General features: G+C 63.0%; 20 protein-coding genes. 7 read left to right on the top strand and 13 right to left on the bottom strand.

Going from position 1 to position 23466, the window contains the following annotated elements:
- The first annotated feature begins 2 nt into the window (after positions 1-2).
- The 4 genes from QTJ18_RS03435 to QTJ18_RS03420 all read left to right on the top strand — a co-directional run bounded on the left by QTJ18_RS03435 (position 3) and on the right by QTJ18_RS03420 (position 6675).
- Positions 3-1274, top strand: a complete 1272-nt coding sequence (locus QTJ18_RS03435; RefSeq protein ID WP_252752030.1) for an MFS transporter — start codon at positions 3-5, stop codon at positions 1272-1274.
- Positions 1274-3043 (top strand): ABC transporter ATP-binding protein, encoded by a 1770-nt coding sequence (locus QTJ18_RS03430; protein WP_252752031.1) that lies wholly within the window; start codon positions 1274-1276, stop codon positions 3041-3043. Before QTJ18_RS03435 ends, QTJ18_RS03430 begins: the two co-directional genes overlap by 1 nt.
- Positions 3037-4836: an ABC transporter ATP-binding protein gene (locus tag QTJ18_RS03425; RefSeq protein WP_252752032.1), complete on the top strand. Its 1800-nt coding sequence runs from the start codon at positions 3037-3039 to the stop codon at positions 4834-4836. Before QTJ18_RS03430 ends, QTJ18_RS03425 begins: the two co-directional genes overlap by 7 nt.
- A gap of 267 nt (positions 4837-5103) precedes the next feature.
- Positions 5104-6675, top strand: a complete 1572-nt coding sequence (locus QTJ18_RS03420) for a methionine--tRNA ligase (RefSeq protein WP_252752033.1) — start codon at positions 5104-5106, stop codon at positions 6673-6675.
- On the opposite strand, the gene QTJ18_RS03415 is transcribed toward QTJ18_RS03420, so the two are convergent.
- Entirely contained in the window at positions 6653-7297 is a 645-nt protein-coding gene (locus tag QTJ18_RS03415) for a TetR/AcrR family transcriptional regulator (RefSeq protein WP_252752034.1), read from the bottom strand. The two genes, QTJ18_RS03420 and QTJ18_RS03415, sit on opposite strands and share 23 nt — an antisense overlap.
- A 90-nt stretch (positions 7298-7387) precedes the next feature.
- Between QTJ18_RS03415 and QTJ18_RS03410 the strand changes: the two genes are divergently transcribed.
- On the top strand, positions 7388-8395 hold the full coding sequence (locus QTJ18_RS03410) for an SDR family oxidoreductase (protein WP_252752035.1): 1008 nt from the start codon (positions 7388-7390) through the stop codon (positions 8393-8395).
- Between the two features lie 53 nt (positions 8396-8448).
- Here QTJ18_RS03410 and QTJ18_RS03405 read toward each other — a convergent pair whose 3' ends face one another.
- The 5 genes from QTJ18_RS03405 to QTJ18_RS03385 form a co-directional block, all read right to left on the bottom strand.
- Positions 8449-8790: a hypothetical protein gene (locus QTJ18_RS03405; RefSeq protein WP_252752036.1), complete on the bottom strand. Its 342-nt coding sequence runs from the start codon at positions 8788-8790 to the stop codon at positions 8449-8451.
- 3 nt (positions 8791-8793) lie between these two features.
- Positions 8794-9396 (bottom strand): hypothetical protein, encoded by a 603-nt coding sequence (locus QTJ18_RS03400; protein WP_252752037.1) that lies wholly within the window; start codon positions 9394-9396, stop codon positions 8794-8796.
- A 26-nt stretch (positions 9397-9422) separates the two neighbouring features.
- A complete protein-coding gene (locus QTJ18_RS03395; protein ID WP_252752038.1) occupies positions 9423-10673 on the bottom strand; it encodes a DUF5996 family protein in 1251 nt (416 codons plus the stop codon).
- An 84-nt stretch (positions 10674-10757) separates the two neighbouring features.
- Entirely contained in the window at positions 10758-11693 is a 936-nt protein-coding gene (locus QTJ18_RS03390) for a pirin family protein (protein ID WP_252752039.1), read from the bottom strand.
- Between the two features lie 157 nt (positions 11694-11850).
- Positions 11851-13623 carry a monovalent cation:proton antiporter-2 (CPA2) family protein gene (locus tag QTJ18_RS03385; RefSeq protein WP_252752040.1) on the bottom strand — a complete coding sequence of 591 codons (1773 nt, stop codon included), beginning with the start codon at positions 13621-13623 and terminating at the stop codon, positions 11851-11853.
- Positions 13624-14056: 433 nt separating this feature from the next.
- Between QTJ18_RS03385 and alaE the strand changes: the two genes are divergently transcribed.
- Positions 14057-14479 (top strand): L-alanine exporter AlaE, encoded by a 423-nt coding sequence (alaE, locus tag QTJ18_RS03380; RefSeq protein ID WP_252752041.1) that lies wholly within the window; start codon positions 14057-14059, stop codon positions 14477-14479.
- Between the two features lie 111 nt (positions 14480-14590).
- Here alaE and QTJ18_RS03375 read toward each other — a convergent pair whose 3' ends face one another.
- The gene (locus tag QTJ18_RS03375; protein WP_252752042.1) at positions 14591-15250 is read right to left on the bottom strand and encodes a hydrolase; all 660 of its coding nucleotides are present in this window, start codon (positions 15248-15250) and stop codon (positions 14591-14593) included.
- Between the two features lie 156 nt (positions 15251-15406).
- Here QTJ18_RS03375 and QTJ18_RS03370 point away from each other — a divergent pair, with 156 nt between their 5' ends.
- Complete coding sequence (locus QTJ18_RS03370) at positions 15407-16294, top strand: LysR family transcriptional regulator (RefSeq protein WP_252752043.1); 888 nt, start codon at positions 15407-15409, stop codon at positions 16292-16294.
- Between the two features lie 92 nt (positions 16295-16386).
- Here the strand turns inward: QTJ18_RS03370 and QTJ18_RS03365 are convergent, their stop codons facing one another.
- From QTJ18_RS03365 to QTJ18_RS03340, 6 genes are read right to left on the bottom strand one after another with little or no spacing between them, the layout of a single operon-like run.
- Complete coding sequence (locus QTJ18_RS03365; protein ID WP_252752044.1) at positions 16387-17439, bottom strand: ABC transporter ATP-binding protein; 1053 nt, start codon at positions 17437-17439, stop codon at positions 16387-16389.
- A gap of 15 nt (positions 17440-17454) precedes the next feature.
- Positions 17455-18297 (bottom strand): carbohydrate ABC transporter permease, encoded by an 843-nt coding sequence (locus tag QTJ18_RS03360; protein ID WP_252752045.1) that lies wholly within the window; start codon positions 18295-18297, stop codon positions 17455-17457.
- Positions 18287-19222 (bottom strand): carbohydrate ABC transporter permease, encoded by a 936-nt coding sequence (locus QTJ18_RS03355; RefSeq protein WP_252752046.1) that lies wholly within the window; start codon positions 19220-19222, stop codon positions 18287-18289. Before QTJ18_RS03355 ends, QTJ18_RS03360 begins: the two co-directional genes overlap by 11 nt.
- 11 nt (positions 19223-19233) lie before the next feature.
- Positions 19234-20496: an ABC transporter substrate-binding protein gene (locus tag QTJ18_RS03350; protein ID WP_252752047.1), complete on the bottom strand. Its 1263-nt coding sequence runs from the start codon at positions 20494-20496 to the stop codon at positions 19234-19236.
- A 46-nt stretch (positions 20497-20542) separates the two neighbouring features.
- Positions 20543-22144 (bottom strand): FAD-dependent oxidoreductase, encoded by a 1602-nt coding sequence (locus QTJ18_RS03345; protein WP_252752413.1) that lies wholly within the window; start codon positions 22142-22144, stop codon positions 20543-20545.
- A gap of 11 nt (positions 22145-22155) precedes the next feature.
- Positions 22156-23205: a LacI family DNA-binding transcriptional regulator gene (locus QTJ18_RS03340; RefSeq protein ID WP_252752048.1), complete on the bottom strand. Its 1050-nt coding sequence runs from the start codon at positions 23203-23205 to the stop codon at positions 22156-22158.
- Positions 23206-23466 lie beyond the last annotated feature (261 nt).

Below are 23466 nucleotides of genomic sequence, written 5' to 3'. Positions count from 1 at the left end.
CCATGGCTTTCGCGTCCGCCCTGGCAGGCCGGGATGGTCCGCAGGATCTCCGTAGCGGTGACTGGCTGTTGATCGGCAGTCTCTACATTACGCAGTTTCTCGGCCTCGGCTTTTTCGTCACCGCTCTGGCTGCAATTCTGCGCCAGGCCGGTGCGCCGCTGTCGCAAGTCGGCATGATCTACATGCTGGGACTCGTCTGGCCCCTGAAGCCTCTCTGGGCTCCGCTCATCGATCGGTTTGGCTTCGGGCGGTTCGGTCATTATCGCGGCTGGCTCATTCTCTTGCAGACGCTGATGGTTCTGGCGCTTTTGATCCTGTCCTTTTTCAGCGTGATCGAGCATTTTTCCATCGTCTACGCGCTCTGCCTTTTCGTCTCGCTTGCCTCGGCCACACAGGATATAGCGGTCGATGCGCTTGCCTGCCGCCTTGTCCCGCCCGCTCGTCGTGGCTTTGCCAACGGCATACAGGTGGCCGGCGGGCTGATCGGCAATCTGTTGGGCGGCGGCGCGACGCTCGTCGCCTACCCCTTCCTGGGCTGGCGCGGCTGCATGGTCATTCTGGCCGCCTCGACCTGCCTGCCGCTCCTCCAGCTCTTGCGGTTCCGCGAGCCGCCATCCGGCCTGCAAAAGGCCTCGATGCCGGATGTCTACAAACGGGCCTGGAGCTTCTGGCGCAGCCTGCCTTCTCCTTTGTGGATTGCGCTTCTGATCGTCTTTCCCATCGGCAACGGTCTCGCCTATGGCATCCTGACGCCGATGCTGACGGATGGCGGCTGGCCGCTGGAACAGACGGGTTTCGTCGTCAATGGTCTCGGTTCGCTGTGCGGCCTGGTCTGCGCGCTTGCGACCGGGTGGCTCGTCGGCCGGTTCGGGCGGCGCCGGATGCTCGTCTCGGCCGCCTTCCTGCAAGTGCTCGGCGTTGCGGCAATGGCGCTTCCGGCCTTCGGCGGGACAAGCCTCGTGTCGGGCACCGTGGCCGCCCTGTTGTTCTTCTGCAGCTACAATCCGGCCAGCACCGTGCTCGCCACGCTGATGATGGACCATTGCTCACCCCGCAGTCCGGGGACGGATTACACGCTGCAGAACTCCGCCAGCCAGATCGTCTCGATCTCCATGATGATGGCGGCAACGGCTCTGGCGATCCCGATCGGCTATGGCGGCGTTGTCATCCTGGCTTCCATCCTGGCGCTTCTGGCCGCGCTCCTGTCGCTTGCCTACCGAACCGATTCCTCCAGGCATGGCACGGCGCAAGGCCTGCCGCAGCAGGTCGCATAATGGCTGAAATCACGGACAAGCGCATCTGGCCTCTGGTCGCCCCGGTTCGGCGGCCGCTCCTGATCGCCATCCTGCTATCGGCTCTCGGCAGCGCGCTCGGTCTTGCGGCCTTCGGCCTCCTCGGATTTGCGGTGACGCTCACCGCGACCGGGAGCTTGAGCGACATGCCGTGGCTGCCGTTCGGGGCAGGTGTCGCGCTCGCCCTGTCCTGCCTGCTTCGGCTGAAGGCATTCGACGTCTCGCACCAGGCGGCGTTCCGGCTGGAGGTCATGCTTCGCGAGCGTCTCACCCGCCATCTCGCAGAGCTTTCGCTGGGCAGGATCGAACAGACGGGGTCCAGCATGCTGGCCAAGGTGATCTTCGAGGATGTGAAGGCCCTGCATGTCGTGGTCGCCGACAGCATTCCCCTGGCGGGTCGCGCCTATATCCTGCCGCCCTTGACCTTCCTCCTTCTCCTGGGGTTCGACTGGCGTTTCGCGCTGGCAGCCGCGGGCGTGATCCTGGCGGGTTTCGCGGTGATGAGCCTTGCCATGCGCGATCATGTCGCCATCACCGCGCGCTACAACCAGGCGCGCGAGGCGGTCAGCGCCGCCATCGTCGAGTTCATCCAGGCCATGCCGGTGGTTCGCAGCTTCGACAGCGGCAGCACGAGCTTCAGCCGCTATCACCATGCGCTCGACGCCTATCTGACTGTGGTGACGCAGTGGTATCGGGATGCAAGCCTCTCTGCGCGCAGCGCCTTTGCTTTGCTCAACCCTTTGCCGACGCTGTTCGTCCTGCTCCTCCTCGCGCTCCACCTGTCGAGCCGCGAGCCCGTCGAGCTCGGAAGCTTCCTGATGATCCTGCTGCTCGGCGCCGGCATGGCGGAAGCCATTCTGCCGATGATGATGTTGAACCACATGGTCAACAAGGCGCGGATCAACGCCGCCCGCATCAATCAGGTGCTCGCTTTCGAGAGGATGGCGCAGCCGGCTTCGGCCGCCCTGCCGGTGCCCGCCCGTGCCGAAATCGTCTTCGACGAAGTGAGCCTGCGCTACGCCGGCGGTGCCGACGCCCTGACGCAGATCAGTTTTATCGCAAGGCCCGGCACGGTGACAGCACTTGTCGGCCCCTCCGGCGCCGGCAAGACAAGCCTGGCGCGTCTCATTCCCCGTTTCTTGGATGTCACCTCCGGAACCATCCGGATTGGCGGCGTCGATCTTCGGGAGGTCGACCGCGACAGCCTGATGCGCAGGATCGGTTTCGTGTTTCAGGAGCCCTATCTGTTTTCCGGCTCGATCGCCGACAATATCCGCCTTGGCGCCTCGGATAGATCGGACGAGGCGGTGGTCGCTGCGGCAAAGGCCGCTCAGCTGCATGATTTCGTCAACAGCCTGCCACAGGCCTATGCGACCGAGCTCGGCGAATTGGGAGCCCGGCTGTCGGGCGGGCAGCGCCAGCGGCTTTGTCTTGCCCGCGCCATCCTGCAGGACCGGCCCATCCTTATCCTCGACGAAGTCACATCCTTTGCCGATCCGGATCATGAAGAGGCGATGATCCGCGCTTTGGCCAGGCTCAGGCGCGACAAGACGATCATTGTCGTCTCCCACCGTCTGGCAACCATCACGCAGGCCGACCAGATCCTGTTGCTGGAAAAAGGCCGGATCGTCGAGGCAGGCCCGCACGAGGCGTTGCTTGCAGCCGCGGGGTCCTATTCGAGGCTCTGGGCCGCGCATCTGGCATCCCGCGACTGGGCATTGGCAGGCGAGCGGGACGGCGCACCATGCTGAACGCCATCCGGGCGCGTGTCGCCGCCATCCCTATCGTACGGACCTATACACATCTTTGCCGGCATGCCGGAAAAGAGGCATCGGCGCTGCGGCAAAGCCTTTTCGACCTGTGCCTTTCCGCCGTCTTCCAGGGGCTCGCCTTTGCCGCCCTCGCACCGCTCCTGGCCAGCCTCGTCACCGGAGAAAACGGGCATGCTCCTCTTGCCTGGCTCGCGATATTCGGCTGCGCCACGGTCATCGCGACCCTGCTGCGCTGGCGGGCGCAAGGCTTCGACTTCGGCGGCTCCATGACGCGCTGCGGTCATAAGCTTCGCCTGTCGCTCGGTGAGTCGCTGCGCCGGATGCCGCAGAAGGCGATCTCCGACCACCGCTCGGGCGATGTCACCGCCACCCTGCTCGGCGGCATCGATGAAATCTTCGGCTTCGCGCTCACCCTTGCCAACCTGCTTGCGAGCGCGCTGATCACGCCCATCATTGCCTATCTCGCCCTCTGCGCCTTCGACTGGCGCCTGGGACTTGCCCTGCTGAGCATCGTGCCCCTGGTGCTTGTGCTCTATCATTGGCAGCGGCCAGCGCTCGACGCGTCCAGACTGAGGCTCGGCCTGGCCCAGGCCGGCTTGAACGCCGCGATCCTCGACTATCTGCAGGCCCTTCCCGCCTATCGCTCGGCCTGCCTCGAAGGCGACAAGGCAGAGGGCCTGCGCGGCCAGTTTCGCCAGATGGAAAATCTTCAGCGACAGGAGCATCGAAAGACCGGGACTGGCAATATGCTGGTCGTCATCCTCGTCGAGATGAGCCTGTTCTGCGTCCTCGCTTTGTGTCTGACCCGGCAAGGCGCCGATGGGTCGGACATGGCGATTTTCGCTGCCGCCGCCGTCATGACCGCGCGTTTCATGGAGCCGCTCGGCACGGTCGTCAGCTTCACCACCCTCCTGTCGATGATGGATGCCGCCTTGACCGAGATCGACGCCATCACCACCGTAGAACCCCTGCCGCAATGGCTGCCGCAGGCCGTCCCCCTTCGCCACGACATCGCCGTCTCGGATGTGACATTCCGCTATGATCGTACGCGTCCGCCGGTGCTGACCGGGGTGACGGCGCAAATTCCGGAGGGGAGTTTCACCGCGCTCGTCGGCTCATCGGGATCCGGCAAGACGAGTTTCATCCGCCTGCTCCAGCGGCAGGACGATCCCGAACAGGGCAAGATCAGCATAGGCGGCGTCGATCTTCGCCAGATCCCGCAAGACAGGCTTGCCGGCATGATCGGCTGCGTCTTCCAGGATGTCTATCTGTTCAATGATACGGTCTGGGAGAATATCTGCCTGGCGCGGCCGGATGCCACGCGGGCGCAGGTCATTCGCGCGGCGGAGGCGGCCGGCTGCCTTGAATTTATCGACAACCTGCCCGATGGCTGGCAGACCCGCCTCGACGAACGAGCCGCCCGGCTCTCCGGCGGCGAACGTCAGCGCCTGTCGATCGCGCGTGCCTTCCTGAAGGATGCGCCGATCCTCGTGCTCGACGAGCCGACGGCCGCACTCGACCTCGAGAGTGAACGGGACGTGCAGCAGGCGCTGGACGGCCTCGTGCGGCAAAGGACGGTGATCGTCATTGCCCACCGCCTGCACACCATTGCGCGGGCGGACCAGATCCTCGTGCTGGAGCGTGGATGCGTGGCGGAATGCGGAACGCATGCCGCGCTGCTGGCGGAAAAAGGCCGCTACTTCGCGCTATGGCAGGCTGAAGCCAGGGCCCGGCACTGGCGCTTTCCCGGGGAAGGCAGCGACGGCAGCTGACGGCAAAGGAGACGCTCCTCCTGCCTGAAGCGAAAGCTGCAAGGCGGTGTTGCTCACCGCGCAACCACGTCGGTCTTGTGAAGCGGCGCTGCAACTGCTAGGCAGGAGACCATGAACAGCACCTTTTCCACCGTCGAAATGATGATGCCGCGCTTATAGCGTGGCGGGTTTGTGCGTGTTCGGCACACCAGAGACCGCCCTAGAGGCGGCTATTCTCTGGCGATCCGCCTCTGGGGATTGACGAAATCCTTCGAGAGGCTCATCCCCATGACACCCCATACGACCTACCTCACCACCTCCATCCCTTATGTGAATTCCACGCCCCATGTCGGCTTTGCGCTCGAACTGGTGCAGGCCGACGCCTATGCCCGCCATCTCCGGCTGCTCGGCCGTCAGGTCCGCTTTCAATGCGGAACCGACGATAACAGCTTGAAGAATGTCCGGGCAGCGGAGGCCGCAGGCCAGCCGGTGGCAGTCTTCGTCGAAGCGAACGGCGACAGTTTCGAACGGCTCGGGCGGCAGCTCCACATTTCCAATGATGAATTCGTGCGCACCTCGCTGGATCCGCGGCACCAGGCCTGCGTCCATGCTTTGTGGGATGCCTGTGCCGCCAGCGGCGATCTTTACCGAAAGGCGTATGAAGGCTTCTATTGCGTCGGCTGCGAACAATTTTATGACCCGTCTGAACTCATCGACGGGAAATGCCCGGAACACGGCGTCGAGCTGGAGATCATCCGGGAGGAAAACTGGTTCTTCCGGCTGTCGCGCTACGGCGATCGCATCCTGCAACTGATCGAGTCCGGCAAGCTTGAGATCACGCCGGCACACCGCCGCAACGAGGTAACCGCCCTGCTTCGGCGCGGACTGGAGGATATCAGCGTGTCGCGCAGCGCCGAGCGCGCCCGTGGATGGGGCGTCGCTGTGCCGGGAAGCGACGAGGTCATCTATGTCTGGTTCGATGCGCTGGCAAACTACCTGACCGGTCTTGGCTACGGCTCGGATCCGACCCTCTTCGAGACGTACTGGAACGGGTCCGACGAGCGCATCCATATTGTCGGCAAGGGTATTTCGAAGTTTCACGCCGTCTATTGGCCGGCCATTCTGCTGTCCGCAGGCCAGCCGCTGCCCTCCTCCATTCTGGTGCATGGCTATCTCACGGTGGATGGCCGCAAGATCGGCAAGTCCGCCGGCAACGGGATCGCTCCGGATCGGCTGATCCATGCCTATGCGAGCCCCGACGCCCTGCGCTATTACCTGCTTCGCCATATCCGATCGGGCGATGACGGGGATTTCTCGGAGGAGAGACTGGATGCCGCCTGGTCCGGGGAACTGGGCGGGCAGCTCGGCAATCTGGCAAACAGGGTGCTTGCGCTGCTGACGACCGCCTTTGGCGGCCTGACACCAGCCGTCCCGGATACGCCGCTTGTGCGCCAGGCCGACGCCCTGCCTGCCAAGGTTCACCAGGCCTTCGATAGGTATGAGCTGCATGTCGGGCTGGCGGAGATCTTCGCCTATCTGGGTGACGCCAACCGGGTCTTCACCAGCAAGACGCCTTGGGCCGATGCAAAGGCGCTTTCCAGCGGTCTCGAAGAGGATGAACAGGCACGGCTTCGCCATCGGCTCGGCCAATGCCTGGCAGAACAGGTGCATGGGCTCGCGGTCGTGGCGCGCTGCCTGCTTCCCTTCATTCCCCGGGCCGCCGGTGAACTGCATGCCAAACTCGGGCTTCCATTGCCGCTCGCTTATGCGCAGCCCATCCTCGTCACCGGCGCAAGAACACAGGAGAAGGCGGTGCTATTTCCCCGACGGGAGGTTCTCACTCCGGCTTCGGCTGTCTGATCGCACCCGGCGGCGCTGCAATGGCGGCGCCACCGATGATACCGGCGAAGGTCCGGATGGCCTCTTGCTCATCGCAATCGCCGCGAAGGCGCGCTGCTGCAAGGGCCTCACCGGCCCCGACAAGGCCGATGCAGCAGTTCTTCAGCGCCGGAAGCGGCAGAGGGCTGTGTGGCGATAGAACGGCAACGAACATCGCCACGCTATGGCCGAGCAGTTCCTGGAACACAGCGGCCTTTTCCTCGCTGCCGGCCAGGGCTGCGCCGATCGCATGGAATTCGCCGTCAATATCGGCGGCGCATTGAATATAGGCGGAGGCAAGCAGTTCCGCCGTCTGCGAAGCGCTGTGCTGACCGCGCGCCATGGCGTCTCGAAAAGCATCGACTTTGCGGGTGTCGATCCACCGGTAGAGGGCAATCAGCAGGTCCGAGCGGGTCTTGAAATGATCATAGGCCACCGGCTTCGAAACGCCCGCGCAGGACGCGAGGTAGCCAAGGGTCAGCCGGTCGGCGCCTTCGTCGCGCACAATCGCCAGAGCGGTGTCGAGAAGCTGCTGATACCGCTCGGCTTTGGAGAGCCTCTTGCCCGTCTTTTCCTGCCGCTCGCTGATGCCGCTTTGCTCCATGATCACGCCCCTGTTGCCAAACCTACTAAAAGTAGGTATGAGTAGAAACCTACCAATGGTAACTTATCGATCAACGGAAAGGAAGAAGCCATGCACGTCAATCCAATCCTCATGATGGGTGGTTCGGGCGCGATCGGCCATTTGAGCGCAACGACGTTGCGGCGCCTGCATCCCGATCTGCCGTTTCTGATTGCCGGACGGGACATGGAGAAAGCCCGGGCCGTGGCAGAGGAGCTTGGCAATGCCGAGGCGGTGCAACTGGATCTCAAGGCTGAGGATCTGGGCCTTGGCGATCGCAAGGTTGGAGCCGTTGCGGTATTTTACGCCGATAACCGCCTTGCGGGGCTGCGTTTCGCCCAGGCGCGCGACGTGCCGCATCTCAGCATTTCATCAGGCATTTTCGAGATCGCACCGGAAATCGGGAGTTTCATGCACAGGCCCCGGACGTCTGCCGTGGTTCTCGGCTATGAATGGCTCGTCGGCGCGACCACCATCCCGACCCTTGAGGTCGCAAAGAGCTTCGGACATGTCGCTACAATCAAGATCGGCGCCCTCGTCGATGAAGAGGATGGCGGAGGACCCGCTGTTGCAGAGGACTTCGAACGCTTGTCGAAGATGATGCCGGCTGCGCTGACACGCCGCGACGGCGCCTATATCTGGCGGCAGGGCGAGGATGCGGAGGCGACCTTCCACGCCATCGACGGCACGGAAATCAAGGGCTCCGGCTTCTCGTCCATCGATGTCGTGGGCCTGGCAACCGCGACCGGCGCAGGCGACGTCCAGTTCGATCTCGCCACCGGCGTCAGCTCGTCCCGCCGCCGTGGCGAGCCGAAGTCGACGGAAATCGTGATCGCAGTGTCGGGGACCGATCATGACGGCCGGGCGCGTCAGACACGCCATGCGGTCTTTCATCCGGGTGGCGCAGCGCCGCTGACGGCCATGGGTGTCGCCACGATCCTCGAGCGCCTGACCGGTCTTGACGGGCGCGAACCCGCTTCGCCCGGCCTCTATTTCCCCTACCAGCTGATTGAGCCCGCGCTCTATCTGCGCAGGCTGGAAGCCGCTGGTGGCGGGCTGATGACGCTCGAACCGCGTTGATCCTGCTCCCGGCCCGAGCTGCGGAGGCAGCTCACGAGCCCGGGGCCCATCCTCTATGGTTCCGGATAAGGCTCGATATCAGCGGACCAGTAATGCTTGGCAATGTTCTGGCTGTTGCGGATGACATGGTAGGCGATCTTCGGATCGCCTCCTTTGAATGTATCGGGATCGGCGCCACACATCAGGCAATACATCCTCTGATGAATGACGCTGGCGAAATATTCCAGCGCAGGCGCCGAGCCCTCTTCTGCCATGGCTCTCAATTCCGCCGCGGCCTGCGCCGTGGCGGCCTCCAGCGACAAGGCGACGGCATCGGCGAGCGTCCTGTCCGCCCGCATGATGATCTCCGCGATCCGTCGCTCTGTCGGCGTGGGTACCGGGCAAGTGTCAGTCACATGTCACTCCGTGATCGCTTGATGGTCGGGCTCTGCCGCCCCCTGTTCCCTTGTCTGGGTCAGGAGCGACACATAGTCCTTCGCGCTGCTGATAAAGAGCGCATCCGCTTCCGAAACGATCCCGAGCTTTGCGGCTCGTGCATCGATCGCCGCCTCCAGCCGCTCGACAAGTTGCGGGTCGGATAGCCGCGCCTGATCCGCCAGGGCCTGCACGACCAGGGTCATCGCATAATGTTGGGCGGAGCGGATAAGCTCGCGACGCTCGCTCCGGTCCCTGTCGAGATCCTCGCTCCGCTCCCTCTTTCTCCGCACGGTCTTGCGGTCTTCGCCTTCCCTTTCCCAGTGGCGCGCCACGTTGCGCCCCGCATAGAGGATCTTCCAGGCGATCTCCGGATCTCCACCCGCCGCCGTCGCGGGGTCAGCCCCGCAAAGGCGCAGAAACAGATGGCGCATGACGCCATCGGCGAAATAGTCCTGCCGGGAGCGGGTATCATCTCCACCCCGAAAATGATGCCCGGCACTCCGCGCCGCATTCTCGATCGCATCGTCGACAGCCGCCATCAGGATCCTGTCCGCATCCCGCAGCGGATTGCTTTCGTCAGCCATATCATCCTCCCTTGCCGCCGGCCGCTTCACTTGCGGAGCACGTCCTGCCACTCTGGATGACGATCGATCTGGGCTTTCGCAAAGGGGCAAAGGGGAATGATCGAGACCCCGTCGCGCCGTGCATCCTCGATCGCCTGACGAACAAGGCGTTCCCCGACCTTTCGGCCCCGCAAGGCGGCAGGCACATCCGTATGGTCGATGATGATGAGTTGCTCGCCGGCGCGGCTATAGGTCATCTCTGCTTCGACGCCGTCGATGACGAGGCGGTAGCGACCCTTGGAAGCACCATCCTCCCGCTCGACCTCGCCGGCAACCGCCGATGGCGCAGCCGGTGAGGGTCTGGCCTTCAGCGCGCGCACCTTGCCGCGCTCGCCATGGCTGCATTCGAGCAGATCCCTGTCCCAGCCACCCAGCTCTGCGGCCGCCTCATAGGTCGAGACCAGGAAGGAGAGAAGCGCTGCATCCGGATCGCTTGCGGTCTGTACCGCCTCATAAGGCAGGATGAACTCCGACAGACCCTCATGCCAGAAAGCCGCATCCGGTTTGACGGACGCCGCCCGGAAGCCGCCTGGGGCGGGATAGGCATAGGCGTAGAAAGCTGGATAGTCTATGCCGCCGCCGCCCGGCCAGAAGCCCGCTGACGACACTTCGTGATCATAGGCTTCCTGCGCTACGTCATCCGGCAGGGCCGGAACACCGCCGGGATGGATGGGCGCAGGACGACCGGAGAACCGCGTGACGGCCAGGTCGAAACTCCCCCAGAAGAGGTGTACCGGACTGGACTTGCCGAGAAAGGACGTCCGAAACGTCTTGAAGACACCGTCAATGGCCATCAGGGCCCGATGAAATCTCTGGACGGCTTCACGGTCGTAAGGCCGGTCCCGATGATCCTCCTCAAAGGGCACCGGATCCGCCACCTCATTCGGCTGACCGTGGAAATCCGGAGTTCCTCCAAGCTCGGAAATCAGCCGAATGAAGGCCGCATGGAACTCAGCAACCGTCATCGCGCGCAGAGCAAACGAGGCCTTGCGCCCGTCGCCACTCGTGCCCGAGACGCGGTGATCGTGAAAATCGAACGCGATCTCGATGCCGGGGCCGTCAGGGACAAGCGAGGACGTCAGACCGGACGGCGTGACATAGAAAGTCGCGTTCCATGAATGATTGAGCCAGGGGGTATGGGCCAGTCGATATTTGCCGACCACTTGCAGGTAGAGATGCAAGGCCGAGCACGTTTCGCGCCAGCCGAGATAATCGAGGGGAGGCCATTTGCTGCTCATGGGATATCCAATCTTAGAAAGAGGGCGAAGGGATGACGGTCTGGGCGAACCGGTCGCGCTTGCCGGACGCGGTCGCCCGGACCCTCAATCCGGAAGCGGGATGTGCTCGTCGCGGTCATCGGCCGGCAGATCGAAGCGACCCTTGCCCCAGTTCTCGGCCCGCCATTCCGCCTTGGCCGCTTCAATGCGCTCCTTGGATGACGCAACGAAATTCCACCAGACATAACGCGGGCCGGAAAGCGTCGCACCGCCGAGGATCATCAGACGCGCGCCGCGCTCGCCTGCCGCGACCGTGATCTTGTCGCCCGGACGGAACACCATCATCTGCGGCGCCTCGAAGCTTTGACCGGCGATCGAGATCGATCCCTCGACGATATAGATGCCCCGATCTTCATGGTTGTCCGGCATCGGGAAGAGCGATCCGCTCTCCAGCGTCACATCGGCATAGAAGGTTTCGGAGAACATGGTGGCCGGCGCGACCTCGCCATAGGCAGTGCCGAGGATCAGCCGAACCGTGGTTCCGCCGTCCTCGATGACCGGCAGGGACGCCTTGCCGTGGTGCTCGAAGCTCGGATCGACATCCTCGTGGCTGTCCGGCAGGGCGAGCCAGGTCTGGATCCCGAAGAGGCTGTTCGGGCCGGTGCGCGCAGTGGCGGTCGTGCGCTCCGAATGCGATACGCCGCGGCCCGCGACCATCCAGTTCAGCTCGCCCGGCCGGATCACCTGATCGGCGCCGGTGCTGTCGCGGTGATGAAAATCGCCGCGATAGAGATAGGTGACCGTTCCAAGGCCGATATGCGGATGCGGCCGGACATCGATGCCCTGCCCCGTGAGCAGTTCGGCGGGTCCAGCCTGATCGAAGAAGATGAACGGGCCGACCATCTGGCGCTTCGGCGCCGGCAAGGCCCGGCGCACTTCGAAACCGCCGATGTCGCGCGCACGGGGAATGATCAGGGTTTCGATTGCATCGCTGCTGACCTCATCAGGACAGCCTGGTTCGATTGCCGGGTTCCAACTCATGTCTGGTCGCCTTTCCTTGTTTGCCAGGCGCGGATTTGCACGCGGCGCCCTGCTTGCTGCTCGTGTCCCGGAACGCGCCATGCGGCCAATGCCGGGGTGATGATCGTCTCTGGATCCCGCGCCGGGCTATCTGCCTCGCTGCAGGACCTCTTCGGGCTCAAGCTCTCGCTTGATGGGCTCTGGCACCGCTGAGCGGTTCGGGAACGGGCCGGACATGCAGATGGCCCGCACCCGACATGGCATCGCCCTGCACCTGTTCGGACAGGCGCTCATAGTCGCGGCGGCGGACGTCTTCGGCCGCTTCCTCGACCTCTATCTCGGCAAAGCCGAGCGCGCGCAGGCCGGCCGCGCCCATCTGGTAGGCGGATTCGACGGTTTCGCGGATCTCGAAATCCACGCCGGCGCGGATCAGCTCGACCGCATGACCGCGATCGTAGCTTCGCACCAGGATCTTGGCCTGGGGGAATTCGTGCTGCGCCAGCTCCACGATATGGAGGGCAGCCTTGGGGTCATTGATGCAGACGATCAGCGCATCGGCCGTACCGGCGCCGGAATGGTGCAGCGTATCGAGCCGTGTGCCATCGCCGAAGAAGACCTTGAAGCCGAAACGCCCTGCCTCACGGATCCGGTCGGGATTGGAATCGATGACCGACAGGTGGACCCCCTTTGCCAGAAGGAGTTGCGAGGCAATCTGTCCAAAGCGGCCAAAGCCGATGATAAGCACCCGGCCGCTCAGATTTTGCGCGGCTTCCACACCATGCATCTGCGGTGCGCTGCGCAGGAAACGGTCGGCCACGATCATCAGGAGCGGCGTCAACGCCATGGAAAAAATCACCACTGTCGTGAAGACGGCATTCGCACGCGCATCGATGACGCCGCCTGTCGCCGCAGCCGCATAAAGCACGAAGGCGAATTCGCCGCCCTGGAGGAACATCGAGGTTCGATGGATCGCGTCGTGCACGGAACTGCCGAAGACACGCGCAACGCCGAAGACCACGAGGCCTTTTGCCAGAGTGAAAGCGCAGAGCATGGCCAGAAGAAGCAGCCATTCGGCGGCAACCACGGAAAGGTCGAGCGACATGCCCACGGCCAGGAAAAAGAGCCCCATCAGCAGGCCGCGAAACGGCTCGACATCGCTCTCGATCTGGTGCCGATAGCTCGAGCTCGACAGCATGACGCCGGCAAGGAAAGCGCCCATCGCCATGGAAAGCCCGGCCATATCCATAAGCCAGGCAGCCGCAAGCACCACCAGCAGGGCGCCGGCCGACATGACCTCGCGGGTTCGCGCCCGTGCCAGGAGGGCGAAGAACGGGTTCAGTCCCCACTTTGCCACGCCGATCAGCACAAGCAGAGCGCCGATACCCAGGAGGATGCTCGTCCACCCGGCCTGGCCGTCCGACAGGGGAGAGAGAAAGGCCACGACCGCCAGGAGCGGCACGATCATCAGATCTTCGAAGAGAAGAATGGAAACGGATTGCTGCCCCTCAGGCGTGGAAACCTCGCCGCGATCCTGCAGCACCGACATGATAACGGCCGTCGAGGAGAGGACAAAACCGGCGCCGGCAATGAAGGCGACGGGGGCGGACAGGCCGAAAACCAGCATCCCCGTCAGGGCAAGCGCGGCAATGCCCAGCGCCACCTGCAAAAGGCCGAGGCCGAAAATCTGTCCGCGCATGGACCATAATTTCTGCGGGCGCAATTCCAGTCCGATCACGAACAGGAACATGACGACCCCGAGCTCGGAGAAATGCAGGATGGACAGCGTATCGGTAAACAGGCCAAGCACCGACGGTCCGACCAGGACGCCGGCGGTGAAATAACCCAGCACCGAACCCAGGCCGAGACGGCGAAACAACGGCACTGCCGCGACGGCCGCTCCCATCAGAACAATAGCAGGACCGATCGTCTGTCCCAGGCTCACGTCAGCCATGCACTCGCCTTTCAATTCCGGCCGCCTCAACGACCGACAACAGCCGGCGGCGCCTTTTTCGCTCCTTCGACGCTTCTCGGTTGAACATCCCTCCGACGCCGACATGATAGGTAGCCTTGCAGCTCCTCGCTGGATAGTCGCGCAAACTGCAATAGTCTGTCTCGAAAAAAGCAACACCTAATGGAGGCTATCCGCGTTACCCTGTCTCCAAGGCACGCCGACGGCCGATCGCACTCGGCCAGTCGCGCTTGGCCAGTCGCGCTTGGCCAGTCGCAAGAGACAAGTCGCAAGAGACAAGTCCGCATTCGTCGATAGAGAGGTTACCATCACCCAGTCTCCAAGCAAGTCTGCAGATAGGCAGCCCGGCAGCGATGCAGCAGAGGCTCGCCTATCGGGTCGGTCCCTGCGTCGCCGCTCATTCATCGCCGATACGGTGGCGCTCCTGATCTTCTTCACGGCAACCGGCGCGCTCAATGAGCGTTTCATTGCCGGCATGAGCTGGGAGGAAGTCTGCAATGCCCGGCTCCTCGGCGCCGTGCTCATGGTTCCGGTGGCAAGGCCCTACGGCCTGTGGCGGGATTGGATGATGAAGCGCGCCGGCGATACCACGATGTCGCAGCTCTTCTGGGACAGCCTCTCCCTGATGACGTTTCAGGTGCCGATCTATGCGGCCATCATTGCCATCAGTGGCGCCGAAGGCGGCGGCCTGCTCAGTGGCATTCTCGGCGCGGCCGTCATGATGCTGGTGCTTGGCCGCCCCTATGGCGCGTTTCTCAATGCGGTGCGACGCCTCTTCGGACTTCCGAAGGGCGGCTCGAAGCCGATGTCGTTGAACACCGAGATCGGATCTCCGTGATCACGTTTGGCCGCCACCGGCAGTCATTGCCGGCGAGGGCGATGCCGACGACAGCATGGATGGCCCCCTCTGAAGGTCATCGCTGTCTGCCGCACCACCCCCGCCGTCGCGTCAAAGACCGCCCTTGCTCGTCGGGGTCGGCGTGTTCAGCAATTGCTGCTCCCAGAGATAGGCAATGCCGCTGCCGCTCATGTGAGAGATCAGGACTTCCGTCAGTTCCTCGACATGCTCGGTCCGTGCCCAGTCCCGCTGCCACTCACCCGCCAAAGCCATCCAGGTCATCATGTTGACGCCGGCCGCGATCATGCGCTGGATGGCGACCTGGTGCGATTCCAGCGAACTTCCGCCCGAGGCGTCGGTAATGACGGTCACGTCCCAGCCTTCGCCGGCGGCCTGGATGGCCGGCATCGCCACGCAGACTTCCGTCCACAGACCGGCAATGATCAGCTGCTTGCGGCCCGTCGCCTTGACCAGCTCGACCACTTTCTCGTCCTCCCAGGTATTAACCCAGGTGCGGTCGATGACCTCCTGGCCGGGAAAGACATCGGTGATGTGCTTGAAGATCTTGCCGCCGCGATCGGCGATCACGCTGGTGAGGATGGTCGGGACGTTGAAGGCCTTTGCCAGCTTGGCAAGGGCTGTCACGTTGTTGACGATCGCTTGCGGATCGTGGCTATTGAGATTGGTCAATTGATAGGGCTGGTGATCGATCAGAACGAGGACCGAATCCTCGGGCCGAAGCAGAGAATCGAGGCCGTTACGAAAGGTCATGGATTGTATCCTAGGTTGGCGGTTCGTTGTGGCGAAATGCGTGTCTGCCCGCCCCCGAAGCATTTTCGGAAGCAGGCCATGAGACCGTGACATTCTCTCGCCCAGCCCGATAGCCGCCGGTTTCGTGACGCGAAGTTGCAAGAAGAGGAACGCGTAGTGGAGATTGAAGATCTCAGGATTTTCGTCGAGGTAGCCGATGCGGGCGGGGTATCGTCGGCGGCGCTGAGGCTCGGCCTGTCCAAGTCGATGGTCAGCCGCAGGATCACCCAGCTGGAAGCGGAGCTTGGCGTGCAGTTGCTGGCAAGGACGACGCGTGGAATAGCGCTGACGGAAGCGGGCGCCACCTTCAGGGACTATGCCGCAAGGATCTCCGCCGAACTGGATGTGGCTCGCGAGACCATTCTGCCGGCCGGCGAGCTTCGGGGCCGCATCCGCGTCGCAGCGCCCCTCACATTCGGACCGACGCATTTCGCGCCGGTTCTGTCCGACATGGCACGGCGACATCCAAACCTGCAGATCGACTCCTCCTATACCGACCGCTTTGTCGATCTTGTCGGCGAGGGTTTCGATTGTGCGATCCGTGTCGGCTACCTGCCGGATTCGACCCTTGTGGCGCGGCGCATCGGACCGATATACGGCGCGCTGGTGGCAAGCCCCGCCTATATCGAGGCTCATGGCGCGCCGATGGCGCCGGACGAGATCACCGATCACGAAGCTGTCTTTCGCCACGGCGAAATCTGGCAGTTCATGGCGGATGACAGGATCGTCTCGATCCGGCCGCGCGGCCGCTTCGTTACCGATAACGGTGTATCGCTCGTTGCGGCGGCGCTCGATGGGCTCGGGATCGCCTATGTGCCGCATCTGCTCGTGGCCGACCACGTCGCCTCCGGCGGGCTGGTGCCGATCATGACCAATCATCCGATCCCGCCGGCCGCGATTTTCGTCGTCAGGCCGCCCAGCCAGTATCCGTCACGCAAGGTCAGGGTGCTGACGGATATGCTGATCGAGTGTTTCGGCACGTCCGGCGCCGGCGACGAGGTGTGAATGCCGAAGGCTTTGCTTTGGATGCGCCGATGGCCGGCGCGTCCTCTGCACTGCGAGAGCGCCTGCCGCTGAAGCAGGCCGGTCTTCGCTGCTCAGTCCAGGCGGCGGCCGCCTTCTGCGGCAAACAGATGGATGGCCGCGACATCCGGCGCAATGCCGATGATGGAGCCCGGCGCCAGCGCGACACGCTCACGGAAGACGCCGATGATGGATGTATCGCCGAGCTTCATCGTCACCTGCGTCTCGGCGCCCATGGGCTCAACCAGCAGAACCTCCGCTTTCACGCCTGCCGGATCGAGAAGGAGATGTTCGGGACGAATGCCGAAAGTGGCCGCCCGGCCTCCATGGTTCTTCGCTGAGGCCGGCAATGGCAGGAGGGCACCGGCGGCGTCAAAGCCTTGTGCGGTGATCTTTCCCTCGATGAAGTTCATGGAGGGCGAGCCGATGAAGCCGGCGACGAAGCGGTTGGCCGGTCGGTCGTAGAGCTCCAGCGGCGCGCCGATCTGCTCGACCTTGCCGCCGTTGAGCACGACAATCCGATCCGCCATGGTCATGGCCTCCACCTGATCATGGGTGACGTAAATGGTGGTGGTCTTCAGCTTCTGGTGCAGCGACTTGATCTCGCCGCGCATGACCACCCGCAATTTTGCATCGAGGTTCGACAAAGGCTCGTCGAACAGGAAGACCTGCGGGTTTCGCACGATCGCCCGGCCCATGGCCACGCGCTGGCGCTGGCCGCCGGACAATTGCCGCGGATAGCGATCCAGGAGAGCATCGAGCCCGAGGATTCCGGCGGCCCAGCTGACCCGATCGGCAATCTCCGTCTTGCTGGCGCCGCGATGCTCCAGCGAGAAGCCCATATTCGTCGCCACCGTCATGTGCGGATACAGGGCATAGCTCTGGAACACCATGGCGATGTCACGATCCTTCGGATCGAGATCGTTGACCACGCGGCCGCCGATTGCCAGTGTGCCGTCGGTGATGGTTTCTAGCCCGGCAATCATCCGCAGCAGCGTGGACTTCCCGCAGCCGGACGGGCCGACAAGCACGACGAATTCGCCATCCTCGACCTCAAGATCGACACCGTGAATGACTTTGACAGCGCTGTAATTCTTGCGGATGTCGGAAAGGGTGACCTGAGCCATGGTGTGATCCCGTATTCAGCCTTTGAGGCCGGTATGCGCCAGTCCCTCGACGAACTGCTTCTGCGCGATGATGAAGACGATGAGGACGGGCAGCGCCGTCAGGGTTGCCGCGGCAAGCTGGATGTTCCACATCGGCCCGCCATAGGCGTCGGTATATTGCGTGAGGGCCTGCGGCAGGGTGAATTGCTCGGCGCTCGAGAGGAAGACGATCGGCTCGAGAAACAGGTTCCACGAGTGAAGGAAGGTGAAGATCGCAACGGAGGCGAGCGCCGGCCTGGCCAGCGGCAGGGCGATCTTGCGGAAGATCTTGAAGCGGCCCAGCCCGTCGACACGCGCCGCCTCTTCCAGTTCGGCCGGAAGCGTCACGAAGAACTGCCGCATGACGAAAGTGGCAAAGACGCTGGGTGCGCCGAAGATCGGCACGAGGATCAGCGGCCAGTGGGTGTTGACCATTCCGGCCTTCAGGAACATCTGGAACAGCGGCACGATCGTCACTTCGGACGGGATCAAAAGACCGAGCAGAACGATCATGAAGATCGTATTGGCAAAGGGAAACCTGATCCGTGCGAAGGCATAGCCGGCCATGGACGACACGACCATGGTGCCGATGGTGACGACGGCCGCGATATAGGCCGAGTTCCAGTATTGCCGGACGAAAGGCTGCAGCTCAAACACCTTGGAATAGGTTGTCCAGTCAAAGGTCTTCGGGATCAGCTGCGGCGGAAAGGCGAAGATATCGCTGATCGGCTTGATCGAAGACGTCACCATCCACCAGGTGGGAAAGACGAAGGGGATGAGCAGCACGCACATCAGCCCGTACAGCACCACCTGCATGCGAGGGGAAAGATCAGCTTTCATAGAACACGATCCTCTTGCGCATCTGCCATTGGGCAAATGTCAGTACGGCGACGATCACGAACAGCAGAATGGAGAGTGTCGAGCCATAGCCGAAATAGTGGAACTGGAAGGCCTGCTGATAGAGATAGTAGACGAGCACCGTCGTGGAGAGGCCGGGACCACCCTGGGTCAGGACGGCGATCTGGGCGAAGACCTGCAGCGAGCCGACGATCGTGATGATCGACGTCAACAGAATGGTCGGGCTGATCAGCGGCAGGGTGATGCGGCGGAACTGCTTGAAAGCCGGGGCGCCGTCGATGCGCGCCGCCTCGTACAGTTCCCTTGGCACCCCCTGCAGAGCGGCCAGGAACAGGATCATGTTCAGACCGACATTCTTGAAGACCTGGACGACGATGACGGAAATCATGGCCGTGGTCTCCTCGCGCAGCCAGTTCGGACCCTCGATCCCGAGCATCAGCAGCATGCCGTTGATGCCGCCGTTCTTTTGCAGGAGGAAACCCCAGACGATGGTCCAGGCAACCAGCGAGACAACGACGGGCGAGAAGAACAGCGTGCGAAAGAGGGCGATGCCGGCGAGCTTCTGGTTGAGCAGGACCGCCAGCAAGAGGGCCAGCGACATGTTGAACACCACAAGGCCCGCGGAGAAGATCGCCGTCGCACCCAGGACTTCAGCGAGGTTCGTGTCCTCGATCAGCATCCGGTAGTTCTGGGTGCCGGTAAAGGTGAAGGTATTGGCGAGCACGTTCCATTCGTGCAGCGAATACCAGAAGACAAGCCCGAGCGGCACCAGGACGAAGGTGATGATGCCGATCAGCTGCGGCGCGATGAACAGGAAGCCGGCCAGGCTGTCGCGCCGCGCGATGGTCCAGAACGTCCGCGAGGCGGTCTGTCCCGATGTTTGATGATGATGGTGCGCGACAGCCATGATGGTTTTCCTCAGCGCTTCAGAAGCGGGCCGATCTGGCCGCAAATCTTCTGCAGCGTGGCAGGCACGTCCGCATCCGGCCGCCAGATGGCGTCGAGATTGGACCGCACCACCTGCTGGATCTGCGCAAAGCCGCTATGGCCGGGCATGACCCTGCCGGTGGCAATGCCGTTGATCACGACCTTTTCGATCTGCTCCTGCGTCAGGAGCGGATTGGTCTTCTTCAGAAGTTCGGCACTGAGCAGCGACTTGCGGGCGGAGGGGAAGAACTGGCTGAGCTTCGCCGAATTTTCCGGATTGGTCATATAGGCGACGAATTCCGCCGCCGTCGCGGCATGTTTGCCAGACTGCATGACGCCGATACCGGCCTGGCCGATCAGCGCATACTCTCCGGCCGGTCCCTTCGGCAGGGGCACGAGGTCCCAGGAGAAGGGGTTCTCCTTGGGCAGCAGCGAGGCGCGGCTGATCTGGGTGATCGTCATGGCCGCATTGCCGGCAAAGAAGTCGACCGTTTCGCCGGGGCCCGGCATCGCCTTCTTGTTGAAGATGGCATCGTGGATGAAGGACAAAGCGTCCGCCATCGGCTGGTCGGCCATGCTGCAGGTCTTGCCGTCTTCGGACCAGGGCGAGGCGCCCCAGCCGTTCCAGACGGAGGTCAGATACTGCCAGTTCTGATAGTTGAAGTCGCGGACGATCAGGCCGCCCTTGCCGGTCTTGCCGACAGCCGAGGCGGTGGCGATCGCATTGTCCCAGGTCCATTCGCCGGCAGCAATCATCTCGGCCGGCGTCTTGGCACCCGCGGCCTTGATGATGTCATTGTTGACGAACATCGCGAATGGCGAGGTGGAGAAAGGATAGGCATAAAGAGCGCCATCCTGCATCCATCTCTCGGTCGCACCGGCACTGACTTCCTCCAGATTATAGCCCTGCGTCGCCTTCAGTGTTTCCGTCAGCGGATAGAGCGCCCCGGATTTGACGAAGTCGTAGGCCGTCGTCTCGAAGATCCAGGCCATGTCCGGCGCGTTGCCGCCGGCAATCTGGGTCGTGAGCGCCGTTGTATAGGTATCGAAGGGCAGCGATTCATAGGTCACGCTGACATTCGGATGATCCTTCTTGAAACCGGCCGCAAGCTCGTTGAACAGTTTCAGATGCGCTTCGTTGGCGCTCCAGATGGTCATCCGCAGATTGACGGCATCCTGCGCCTTGGCCGCCCCGCCAAGCCCCAGCAGGGCCAGCGCAAAGGCAGTCGCTTTCAAAGTCCGATGATATGGCATTCCCAGCCCTCCTCCAAAGTTGGGGTCGATGAACAGATGATGTGGTTCAATAGGCCGCGATATGGGGCCAGCGTATCTCGATGCCCTCGCGGGTCAGCACTGCCTGGAAGTCATGAAGGTGCTTGTCGTCTGCCTGCACCTGATGCGGCGTCAGACCCTTTTCGAGACTGTAGGCGGCCAGCATTCCGGCAACCTCTCCGATGTTCCATTCCACCGGATGCAGGCGGTAGCAGCCATTGGTGATGTGCGTCGTGCCGATATTCTTGCCGGCCGGGATGAGGTTCTTCATCCGTTGCGGCAAGAGCGCGCCGAGCGGAATCTCGAATGGGCAGGACGGCACGTCGACGTAATTGTCGCCCCCTGTCGAGGGGTGCAGGTCGATGCGGTACATGCCGATGCCGATGCTGTCGCGATAGCGCACGGCACCCTTGTCGCCGCGCACCGTATAGGAGAGATCCTGCTCGACAATGCGGGTGACCGGCTTGATGCGGCGGCTTTCGCGGATATAGGGCGCCATGGCCAGGCCATGATCCGTGCCGGTGATGTCGCCACGCAGGCGCAAACCGCTAAAACCCTGGCCGCCGTCAAGGCGCGGCGCTTCGGTCTGCAGCCAGTAGAAAACCGAGTAGGACAGATCGGCCGCGGCCTTCAGATGCTGTGCCTTCTCTGCCTCCGAGACGTCGATGATGGTGCCGTCCATATAGTCGATCATCGGCCAGTTCACGAGGCAGATGTCGGATGCATAGAAGCCGGGCGTGAAATTGCGTCGAGCAGCGATGCGGCGGAAGATCCAGAGGTTCTCATCACCGCCGCCCTTGCGCTGGTCGGCATCGACGAGAAGCGGATCATCGTCGGGATTGGGCGTGAAGGAGCGGGTCGTATGCTCCAGCGTGCGCGGGTGCGGCGCCGTGAAGCCGAGCAGCGGACCGCCCCAGAAATGCGGCTGATACTGTTTCCAGTAATCGTAGTTCTCGGGCTTGTCGATGGTCTGGTCGCCATCGACATGGTCGATGGCAAAGCAGATCGAGACAGCCTGGACATTGTCGGGCTGCGCCTGCGCCGGGGCGCTCGGCTCGCCGGTGTCGGATTGCGCCTCGAAACCCTTGGCATATTCGGTGCCGGTCATCGGCAGGAGATCGCCAAGCTCGGTCGCATCCAGAATGTAATCGGCAGTGATGACGATTTCGGCGCCGGTATCACGGTGTCGGACGATGACGGCGCGGACCGTGTCGCCCTCGACATCGGCGGCGACCGGCCGATACGGCGTCAGCACCGTCAGCCGATCGGCGCCGCGATAAGGCGCCAGCATGCTCTCGATGACCGCAAGGTTGACGCGCGGTTCGGCGCAGATGCGGCTGACCCAGCCGGCGCCGGGATTGAGGTCGCCCCAGGCGCGTGCGCCTTCCGTCAGGGGATAATGCTCGCGATAATACCGGCGCACGCCCTCGCGCAGGCGTCGGTAAGAACGGGTGATGCCGAACTGTTCAACCCATGTATGCTCGTCGGAAGGCACCGCCTGGCTGGTGAGCTGTCCGCCGATCCAATCATATTCCTCCGTCATGATGACGCGTTTGCCGGCGCGCGCGGCGCCCAGCGCCGCCGCCACGCCACCAAGGCCGCCACCCACGACAAGAATATCTGCTCGCATGTCTTTCACGTCTAAATCCGTCCTGTTGCAGGGATCGAGGGAGCCGGTCCGAGGGTTTCGCCCTCGACCGGATCGCAGGGAAGAAGGATCTGGTCGCCGATGCCGCCGGTCTCGATGCGGTTCACCAGCATGGCAGTCGCCCGCCTGCCCATTTCCTCCCGGGGAATATCGTAGGATGTGAAGCGCACCGGGCTGCGGCTGGCTCGGATGTGACTGCCGAGCACGATCATCGAGCAATCGCCCGGTATCGAGATGCCACGCTCACGCGCCAATGTCTCGACGCGCACGGCATCCGCCAGTTCGATGAAAAACGCCGCCGTTGCGCCACTCGACCGGATCGCATCCAGGATGTCCGCGGCCGGGCGATTGACGGTGTCGATGTGAACGGCAAGCTCGGCCTTGGTCAGGCCGAGCGCCGCCTCGAAGCCGAACCATCTGTCGGCAATCGATTCCGCCGGACCTTGCGGCCCGACATAGGCGAGTTTCAAATGCCCCAATGCCGCGGCCTTTTCCACCAGCGCACGGGTGCCCGCGGCATAATCGCCGCCGACGTAAGGAACGGGTCCGCCAGCGTCCTCACGTCGGCCGATCGCCACAAAGGGATAATCCTCGGCCACAAGGCGCGCGAGCTCCTCGCGGTCGAACTCGCGTCCAAGGATGAGGCAGCCATCGGCAATGCGCAGCCGGTTGTTTTCCGAGAAGATCTTGCGGTCGCTGCCGACGCCGGCGCTCGTCAGAAGCAGCAAGTCGTAATTCTGCTGCTGCGCCTCTTCCTCTATTCCGAGGAGGAAAGGCGTGAAGAAATCCGCCTGTGCGCTCGGGAAAGCCGGCTCGTAGGTGAATACGCCGAGAATGCGGTTGAGACCCTTCGCCATGCGCCTGGCAATAGGATCGGCGACATAGCCCGTGGTGCGGATGACCTGCTGAACCCGTTCGCGCGTTTCGGCCGGGATGCGGGCAAGAGCTGTTGGAGCCCCATTGAGAACGAGGGAAACCGTCGCCTGGCTGACGCCGGCGAGCTTGGCAATGTCGTTCTGCGTCAGTCTCCGGCGTCCCGTCACGCGCTCATTCCCATCCCAGAAATCTGCTAATACGTATTAGCTGCTAATGCGTATTAGCACTGTGCGCGCAGCATCTGTCAAGCCTGAAATTTGCGGAAAAGGAATCCGATGGAATGATCTGCGAGCGCCCGTCTTCCGGGACGCGGATCTGATGATGGGGACGAGACGCAGGCGGTGACGGGATCGAGTTCCATGCCCTCGATCAACTTCAGGGCGCGACGCAGGCTCTGGGGCGGCTGACCGAAGAAGCGCGGCAAGGCG

It is taken from the genome of Rhizobium sp. SSA_523 (assembly GCF_030435705.1).
In the GTDB taxonomy this organism is placed as follows: domain Bacteria; phylum Pseudomonadota; class Alphaproteobacteria; order Rhizobiales; family Rhizobiaceae; genus Neorhizobium.
The sequence above is the reverse complement of the archived record's forward strand: the minus strand, read 5'-3'. Positions and strand labels throughout refer to the sequence as shown.

What these genes read in the sequence shown, in the direction of transcription:
- QTJ18_RS03345 (WP_252752413.1), bottom strand. Translation starts at nt 22,144, where the DNA reads ATGCGAGCAGATATTCTTGTCGTGGGTGGCGGCCTTGGTGGCGTGGCG.
- QTJ18_RS03375 (WP_252752042.1), bottom strand. Translation starts at nt 15,250, where the DNA reads ATGACCTTTCGTAACGGCCTCGATTCTCTGCTTCGGCCCGAGGATTCG.
- QTJ18_RS03410 (WP_252752035.1), top strand. Translation starts at nt 7,388, where the DNA reads ATGCACGTCAATCCAATCCTCATGATGGGTGGTTCGGGCGCGATCGGC.
- QTJ18_RS03435 (WP_252752030.1), top strand. Translation starts at nt 3, where the DNA reads ATGGCTTTCGCGTCCGCCCTGGCAGGCCGGGATGGTCCGCAGGATCTC.
- QTJ18_RS03400 (WP_252752037.1), bottom strand. Translation starts at nt 9,396, where the DNA reads ATGGCTGACGAAAGCAATCCGCTGCGGGATGCGGACAGGATCCTGATG.
- QTJ18_RS03430 (WP_252752031.1), top strand. Translation starts at nt 1,274, where the DNA reads ATGGCTGAAATCACGGACAAGCGCATCTGGCCTCTGGTCGCCCCGGTT.
- QTJ18_RS03360 (WP_252752045.1), bottom strand. Translation starts at nt 18,297, where the DNA reads ATGAAAGCTGATCTTTCCCCTCGCATGCAGGTGGTGCTGTACGGGCTG.
- QTJ18_RS03350 (WP_252752047.1), bottom strand. Translation starts at nt 20,496, where the DNA reads ATGCCATATCATCGGACTTTGAAAGCGACTGCCTTTGCGCTGGCCCTG.
- QTJ18_RS03385 (WP_252752040.1), bottom strand. Translation starts at nt 13,623, where the DNA reads ATGGCTGACGTGAGCCTGGGACAGACGATCGGTCCTGCTATTGTTCTG.
- QTJ18_RS03425 (WP_252752032.1), top strand. Translation starts at nt 3,037, where the DNA reads ATGCTGAACGCCATCCGGGCGCGTGTCGCCGCCATCCCTATCGTACGG.
- QTJ18_RS03415 (WP_252752034.1), bottom strand. Translation starts at nt 7,297, where the DNA reads ATGGAGCAAAGCGGCATCAGCGAGCGGCAGGAAAAGACGGGCAAGAGG.
- QTJ18_RS03365 (WP_252752044.1), bottom strand. Translation starts at nt 17,439, where the DNA reads ATGGCTCAGGTCACCCTTTCCGACATCCGCAAGAATTACAGCGCTGTC.
- QTJ18_RS03395 (WP_252752038.1), bottom strand. Translation starts at nt 10,673, where the DNA reads ATGAGCAGCAAATGGCCTCCCCTCGATTATCTCGGCTGGCGCGAAACG.
- QTJ18_RS03420 (WP_252752033.1), top strand. Translation starts at nt 5,104, where the DNA reads ATGACACCCCATACGACCTACCTCACCACCTCCATCCCTTATGTGAAT.
- QTJ18_RS03355 (WP_252752046.1), bottom strand. Translation starts at nt 19,222, where the DNA reads ATGGCTGTCGCGCACCATCATCATCAAACATCGGGACAGACCGCCTCG.
- QTJ18_RS03390 (WP_252752039.1), bottom strand. Translation starts at nt 11,693, where the DNA reads ATGAGTTGGAACCCGGCAATCGAACCAGGCTGTCCTGATGAGGTCAGC.